The 5,418-nt window shown below is 64.5% G+C and carries 3 protein-coding genes; 1 reads left to right on the plus strand and 2 read right to left on the minus strand.

Features of this window, described 5'->3' with window-relative positions; all coding sequences use genetic code 11:
- Positions 1-132: 132 nt before the first annotated feature.
- Complete coding sequence (locus MJD61_19020) at positions 133-1,695, minus strand: 2-isopropylmalate synthase (GenBank protein MCG8557355.1); 1,563 nt, start codon at positions 1,693-1,695, stop codon at positions 133-135.
- Between the two features lie 326 nt (positions 1,696-2,021).
- Positions 2,022-3,791: a 2-isopropylmalate synthase gene (gene leuA / locus MJD61_19025; GenBank protein MCG8557356.1), complete on the minus strand. Its 1,770-nt coding sequence runs from the start codon at positions 3,789-3,791 to the stop codon at positions 2,022-2,024.
- Between the two features lie 462 nt (positions 3,792-4,253).
- Here leuA and MJD61_19030 point away from each other — a divergent pair, with 462 nt between their 5' ends.
- Positions 4,254-5,138 (plus strand): hypothetical protein, encoded by an 885-nt coding sequence (locus MJD61_19030; protein ID MCG8557357.1) that lies wholly within the window; start codon positions 4,254-4,256, stop codon positions 5,136-5,138.
- The last annotated feature ends 280 nt before the right edge of the window (positions 5,139-5,418 follow it).

The following is a 5,418-nucleotide window of genomic DNA, read 5'->3' on the forward strand; positions in this document are numbered from 1 at the left end:
AGCGAGACCTCGAGCAAGCCGAAGGCCACCACGACAGCGAAGAGAACCGTCAGCAGGAATAGACCAATCCGGCGTCCTGTTGTGCGGGCGCGGCTGGACCCATGTGCCGGCTCTGCCATACGTTCGGGCACCCTAGTCGCGCTGTGCGATGAGCTGAAGCATCTTGTCGGTGGCGCTGACGGCCGCGCCGATCTGGTCACAATCGACCCCAACCGTGGTGAACGCGCCCAGACCGTCCCTCGTGTCCCGCCAGCGAATAGTGGTCTCGACCAGTGCCGAAGTGGTGCCGCCTGGCGGAATCCGCACGCGGAAGTCCTCGAGCTTCGGCAACTCGAGGCCCACTTGGGACGCCGCGCTCTCGACCGCCCGCATCAGCGCGTCGTAGCCGCCGTTGCCGCTGTGCTCGGCCTGCAGCCGCTGGTCCCCTATCACGACCTCGACTCGGGCTCGGGCATCGTACGACTTTCCCACGCGCACCTCGTAGTCGGCCAGGTAGACCCAAGGCCGATTCGGCTGTTCGAGCAGATCGCTGACCAGAAAGGGCAGGTCTTCCCGGTGCACCGGCTTCTTGCGGTCGCCGAGCTCGACGATTCGTTGCAGAAGGCGCCGCTTCTGCTCTTCGTCGAGCTGGATGCCGAGTTGTAGCAGGTTCTGGTTGAGCGAAGCCTTGCCTGCGAGCTTGCCGAGCGCGTAGTCTCGCGTGCGCGCGAACCTTTCGGGACGCAGCTCGCTCTCGTACAGTCCGGCCTTCTCGTCCCCGTCGGCATGCACGCCGGCAGTCTGCGTGAACACGTCGCGACCGAGGATGGGACTGTTGTCTGCGATCGGCTTGCCGCTGAAGGACTGCACCAGTGTCGAGACATCGATCAGCCGACCCTCGTCGACGCTCGTTTGCACGCTCAGGTGGTCGCGCAGGGCGACCACGACTTCGGCCAGGCGGGCGTTGCCCGCCCGCTCGCCCAGGCCATTGACTGTCACGTGCACACCTCGAGCTCCCGCCTGAACCGCCGCCAGGCAGTTTGCCGTCGCGAGCCCATAGTCGTTGTGGCCGTGGAACTCGACGTAGAGGTTGTCGAACTTGTGGAGCGTGGCGGCGATATGCTGGCGGACCTGTTCGGGCTGTAGGCAACCCAAGGTATCCGCGAGGAATACCCGAAGGACGCCGGCTTCAGACAGTCGGCCGAGCAGCGTGTCTACATAGCTCGGCGAGTCGACCACACCGCGTGACCAGTCTTCGAGATAGACGCCGCCGATCTCGAGACCCTGCTCGCGCACGGCGGCCACCGTCTCGACCATGCGCGCGAAGTGTTCCTCCGGCCGGCAGCGGAGCTGCTTGCGGCAATGCTTCTCCGCGCCTTTGGCCAGCAGGTTGACGATCTGCACGCCGGCTTTGGCCGCCCACCTTGCCGAAAGCCGGCCGTCGCAAAACCCAAGCACGGCCACGCGCTGCAGCATGCCGGCGTCGCGCGCCCAGTCGACGATGGCGCGCGTCGCGTCTTGCTCGCCCTCGGAGACCCTACTGGATGCGACTTCGATCCAGTCAACCCCGACTAGCTCGAGCAGCTGACGCGCGATCTGTAGCTTTTCTTGGGGTGTGTAGGCGACCTGGGGCGTTTGCTCGCCATCCCGCAAGGTCGTATCCATGACGGACACGTAACGGGCGTGCGTTGGTAAGGGAGAATGTCGGTTTGTCATGTGCGATCCTGTGTCAAGACCGCAGCCTCCGCAAGCCAGTCTCGTCGCCGCCCAACGTTCGGCCGTGCTCAACGACCGTCGCCGCGCTCAACAACAAGGCCGCGGATTCCACGGCCCGTTCGAGCAAGTGCGAGCGCTTCAGCGTTCGACCAGCCCGGACCGCAGTCCGCCGCTGGTAATTATAGCGCCGATAACCACAATCAACCCTGCGCGCTGAAGCAGCATGGCGGCCATGCTGCCATGCACTGGCGCGTTGTCAAGCGCAGGCGGCGTTGCCGGGCGCGGCGTTGTCGGGAGCAGGCAGCGCCCTCAAGCGGGGCCTCCAGTCAGCAGGCTGCCTCGGCGCCCTCCGGCGGCCGAGCCAGCGCCTCGGGACGCGGGGCAACGAACGCGCGATCGCCGGCACGATTGACCGCGGATACGAGGGCCCTCAGGCTCGCCGTCACGATGTTGTCGTCGATTCCCACGCCCCACCACACTTCTCGGTTCGGGGTCTCGATCTCGATGTAGGCCACGGCTGCCGCATCGGCCCCCGGGCCCATCGCATGCTCCTGGTAGTCGACCACGGTTACGCTGACGCCGCAATGCTGCTCCAGGGCGTGCTTGAAGGCCGATACCGGTCCGTTGCCGGTCCCGGCGACGGTCTGCTCGCGGCCGCGAAGCCGCACGGTCACCGCCATCTCGGTCTGCTCGGCGGAGCGGGAATCGAAGCTGCTCTGATGGCCCACGTAACTCAAGGTCAGGCCATGGTTCAAGTACGTCTCGTCGAAGGTGCTCTTGATCAGCTCCGGCTTGACCTCGCCGCCCTCGTCCGAAATGGTCTGCACTACCCGGCTGAACTCGATCTGAAGCCGCCGAGGTAGATCGAGCCCGTACTTGTTCTTCATGACATAGGCGACCCCACCCTTGCCTGACTGGCTATTGACTCTGATCACATCGCGGTAGGTACGACCCACGTGGGCGGGATCGATGGGGAGGTAAGGCACCTGCCAGCTCTCGTAGGCCTTCGGCAGCGCTTCGAGCCCCTTCTTGATGGCGTCTTGATGGCTGCCCGAAAAGGCAGTGTAGACGAAGTCGCCCACGTAGGGGTGCCGCGGGTGCACCGGCAGCTGATTGGCGTACTCGGCGATGCGCCGCAGCTCGTCGATACGATGGATCTCCAGCTCGGGATCGACCCCCTGACTGAAAAGGTTGAGTGCGAGCGTGACAACGTCGACGTTGCCGGTGCGTTCGCCGTTCCCGAACAAGGTGCCTTCCACGCGATCCGCTCCGGCCATGACCCCGAGCTCGGCGGCCGCAACGGCACATCCCCGATCGTTGTGGGGGTGCAGCGATAGCACCACGGCCTCGCGCTCCGGGATGTTGCGGTGGAAGTACTCGATGAGATCGGCGTAGAGGTTGGGTGTCGACATCTCGACCGTCGCCGGAAGGTTCAGGATGATCGGATCGCTCTTGGTCGCTCCCCAGACCTCCCTGACTCGATCGCAGATTTCGACAGCAAAGTCGATCTCGGTTCCGGTGAACGATTCGGGTGAATACTCGAAACGAATCTGCTCGCAGCGCCCGCTGCGCTCGCGCAGGCTGCGGCACAGACGCGTGCCGCGCAGTGCCAGCTCTACGATGCCGCTTGTGTCAAGCCCATAGACGACGCGCCGCTGCAGCGTGGACGTCGGATTGTAGAGGTGGACGATGGCCTTGTTGGCTCCTTCGATCGCTTCGTAAGTCCGCTCGATCAGTTCCGGCCGGGCTTGGGTCAAGACCTGAATCCAGACGTCATCGGGAACCAGATCACGCTCGATCAGCATCCGGCAGAAATCAAAGTCGGGCTTGGATGCCGAAGGGAACCCGACCTCGATCTCCTTGAATCCCATCGCGACCAGCGACTCGAACATGCAACGCTTGCGAGCTATGTCCATCGGATTGATGAGCGCCTGGTTACCATCGCGCAGATCGACGGAACACCAGAGCGGCGCGGATCGAATCGTCACGTCAGGCCACGTGCGGTCCTTCAGTGACGGCGCGTACGGGTACGCTGCGTACTTCTGGTAAGGCATCGAGCTAGGTCGTTGCCGGCTGATATCCTTGATGTTGGCCATCCCTGCGTCCTAGGAGCCTCGCTCTGGGTGCCGGGTCGCCGAAATGCTGCAACGATCCCGAGCCTCTTGCCGAAGTCGAGCGGCAAGCCCCGCGAGGGCAGGGCATGATAGTGGTTCAGGTTGTGCGGGACCAGCCCAAGGCTGGCCTGGTGGCGCACTCTTGCCACGGTCCAACCCGTTGCTGCGATACAAGTACTTGAAATGACGACGATTTTAGCGATTCCTCAGGTCGGGCCGCGACGCGGGGCCCACTGCCGCGCCTAACCCGATGTCGATGTGCGAGCGCGACCCAGCCCGACCTCCGCCTCCGAATATCGGGACCTCGGACTCCGAATCGGACCTCGACTTCGGCCTTCGTATCGCAGTTCGGACTCGGGCTCGGTCCCGCCATAAGCCGCCAAAGAAGCGCAGCTTCCGAATAGCATCGAGCTCAGCCATTCGGCGGACCCCGTGCAGAAGGTGATGATCGATTTGCGCCAGCCCGTGCACGTACCGGGTGGCGCAGGGGCCAGCGATGCCGCGCCTTTTTGGGCCAAGCTGCGGGAAGTCTGTACCGCCGACGGGGCGCGGCCTGGCGTGTTCTACCACCTCGTGGTGAACCGAATGGAGACCCGCCTGCAGCGCGCTGAAGGCACGATCGGACGCCCGCAGCTGCGCAACGACCCCTGCCGCACGCTGGGCATTGCCTATACGAACTACACCGTGACCTACGCTGCCGGTGCCGCTGCTGGCGACACCGTGACGTTTCCTAACGCGATCGATGGTCGGCTCGATTTGACCGCGCACGTCGTTGCTCACCACCACGGCAGTCGGCATATCGGGTGCGGGGGTCAAGCCCACCCGCTCGTCTGGGATTTTCCCTACGAAGACGGCTCAATCGGCGTTCAAGGCTATCGCTTCAGCACCAACCAGCTGATGAACGTGGGCGAGTGGCACGAATTGATGACCCCCTGCTACGAGCACTGGATAAGCGACTGGCAGTACGGAAAGCTGTACGAGGCAACGTTCCGCTACACGATGTGGTCGGGACTTGCCCCAAAGCGGACAAGGCCACAGGGCCGCTCGATGCTCGGCTACCTGGGTGCCCGCAGCCATGAAGGCTTCTGGTTCATGGTGCCTGGCAAGCTGACCGATGGCGATGCGCGGCTCGACCCGTCCAACTACGCGCAGGTCCGGCTGCAGGGTCGTTCGACCGGGCTCCTTCCGATCACGGTGAGCGCGGACTCGGAAGGGAGCACGCTTGAGGTGGTATTCACGCTGCCGGACGGCGTCAACCCCGACTCTGCGGCAGTCACGGTTCAGGGAATACGCCGCGAGATCGACATGGCACGCGTCCGGCGTGAATAGGCCGGGATGCCGCTGCCCGATCCAAATCCTGGCTCGTGCCCGTTCCAAAACCCACTCCCGTCGCCTGGTTTGCGGCCCGGTCGCCGGCGACCTGACCCGCGTTGAGGCTTGGGGATATCCGCGGGCGGTGCGGCGGGTGCGGCCAGCAGCTGGAGCCCACGGTCACCGGTCGGGCTCTTTGGCGTCTCTACGGGCCGCTGGTGTGGGAGAGCCGCACAACGGCGCGGGAAAGGTACACGAACCCAAGCGCTGAACGTGCAGCGCTGCGTGGGACTGCGAA

The sequence above is a fragment of the Pseudomonadota bacterium genome (assembly GCA_022361155.1).
Classification (GTDB): Bacteria; Myxococcota_A; Polyangia; order Polyangiales; family JAKSBK01; genus JAKSBK01.